Origin of the sequence: Mesorhizobium sp. M7A.F.Ca.US.006.04.2.1, assembly GCF_004022915.1 — a bacterium.
In the GTDB taxonomy this organism is placed as follows: domain Bacteria; phylum Pseudomonadota; class Alphaproteobacteria; order Rhizobiales; family Rhizobiaceae; genus Mesorhizobium; species Mesorhizobium ciceri.
Window position 1 is genome coordinate 1 of sequence record NZ_RZQA01001089.1, and the last position, 1,788, is coordinate 1,788.

3 protein-coding genes are annotated in these 1,788 nt (G+C 66.2%); all 3 read right to left on the minus strand.

What is annotated here, in order from left to right:
• On the minus strand, nucleotides 1–387 hold a 387-nt coding region (locus EN925_RS34545), incomplete at its 3' end, for a Smr/MutS family protein (protein WP_128337304.1).
• Entirely contained in the window at nucleotides 384–1,499 is a 1,116-nt protein-coding gene (locus EN925_RS34550; protein WP_127370085.1) for a murein transglycosylase A, read from the minus strand. The genes EN925_RS34550 and EN925_RS34545, both read right to left, overlap by 4 nt.
• A 21-nt stretch (nucleotides 1,500–1,520) precedes the next feature.
• Nucleotides 1,521–1,788 (minus strand): Tim44/TimA family putative adaptor protein (locus EN925_RS34555; RefSeq protein WP_128337305.1); only part of this gene is annotated, 268 nt, incomplete at its 5' end.

A 1,788-nucleotide genomic window follows, 5' to 3' on the forward strand; every position in this document is an offset into this window, starting at 1 on the left:
GCCGGAGGACGAGCCCTTGCCGGTGATGACCAGGACATAGCGGACGCCGCCGGCATGCGCCCGGTGCAGGAACGAGAACAGCAGCGAGTAGGCTTCGTCCTGCGTCATGCCGTGCAGATCGACGCGGCCCTCGATCGGCAGCCGGCCCTTCGACAATTTGTCCAGCGTCGGTTCGTCGAGGCGGTGCGTGACATGCTGCGCCTTCGGCTTCGCGATCCCTGCGACATTGGCGACGGGCTGGGCGGGCTGCGACTGGCTTGGCTTGGCCTCGGCAGGAATTTCGGGGATGTCGGCGGCAAATTTCCCCTTCAGCGGCTTGGCCGTGCGCGCCACCAGGTTCCACAGAACCCGGTCGTCCTCGCTGAGCTTGTCCGGGCGCCGGGTCATCGGACCGCACCCGCAATGAGCGCGCGCGGCACCAGCGCATAAAAATCCGCGGCATTGCGGACCACGCCGGCGATCTCGCCCGCGGCATCGCCCGAACCGGCGAACAGGTCGCCCCGCGCCGGCCCGGTGATGGCGGAGCCAGTGTCCTGCGCGATCATCAGGCGGCGGAATGGTTTTGCGTCGAAGGCGGCGAGCGTCGGCGCGTCGATGTAAAAGGGCGTGCCGAATGTGTGCAGCAGGCGGTCGACGGCGATCGAGCGGCCCGGCGTCAGCGGCACCTTGGCGGCGGCGATCGGACCAAGGGCAACGTCCTCGACATCGGCCGGGCGGAAGAAAATGTAGGAGCGGTTCTGCCACAGGATCTCGTCGACGCGGTCCGGATGCGCCTTGAACCATGCGCGGATCGATTGCATCGTCACTTCCGCCAGCGGGATCTCGCCAATCTCGCTCAGGACCTTGCCTGGTCCGGTGAAGCGTTGGCCGGATTTGGCGGCATAGGTGACGCGGGCAAGCCGGCCGTCGGTCATGGCGAGGCGTGCGGCACCTTGCACGTGAATGAAGAAGGCATCGACCTTGTCGGCCAACCAGGCGATTTCCAGGCCCTTGCCATCAAGCGCGCCGCGCTCGATCTCGCCACGGTCATGATATTCGACCGGCCCGTTCCGCGTCTGGCGCGCGAAAGCGAGATAGGGGTCCAGGCCCGGCGGCCGGTTTGCGTCATCGATATCGACGAGATCGGCCGGGCGCGACAGCAGCGGCACCGAAAACCGGTCCGTGCGCACCGGTGACGCCTCGACTTGCGGTTCATAGAAACCGGTGACGAGCCCATTTTCCGCAGGGATAAGCGCCGGCACAAAATGGTGCTCGAAGAAGGCGCGGGCGTTCCCGCGGGTCAAAACCGGCGACCGATTCGCCGGCGAAACGGTCCGGGCCTCGGTGTAGGCATCCGCAAAGGCGTCGAAGTCGACGCCGAGCGCGCCGCTGCGATAGGGTTTGGTCAGGACATGGAAGGCCGAGCGCCGAAAGGCGGCGAAGGCCGCCGAATGGTCGTCATCGTTCCAGCCGGGCAGATCGCCGAAGGCTTTCTCGACAAAAAGAGGCGATAGCGACACCGGAGCCTCGCCGCGTATTTCCTAGTCTTCTTCCTCGGTGGCGACGAGCTTCCAGTTCGGATCGCGCGAGCGCGTGTCACGGGCGAAGGTCCAGACATCCTTGACCTCGGCCACGGTTTCCGGGTCGCCGTCGATGACGGCACCGGCCTTGTCGCGGGTCGCCGAAATCAGCTCGCTGATGATGCGCAGCGTGACATGCGCCTCGCCGCCCTTCATCTCGGCCGAGACGATATCGGCCTTGTCGATGCCGACGAAGGAGGACTGGATCTTTTCCGCCTTGGCCTCGCGC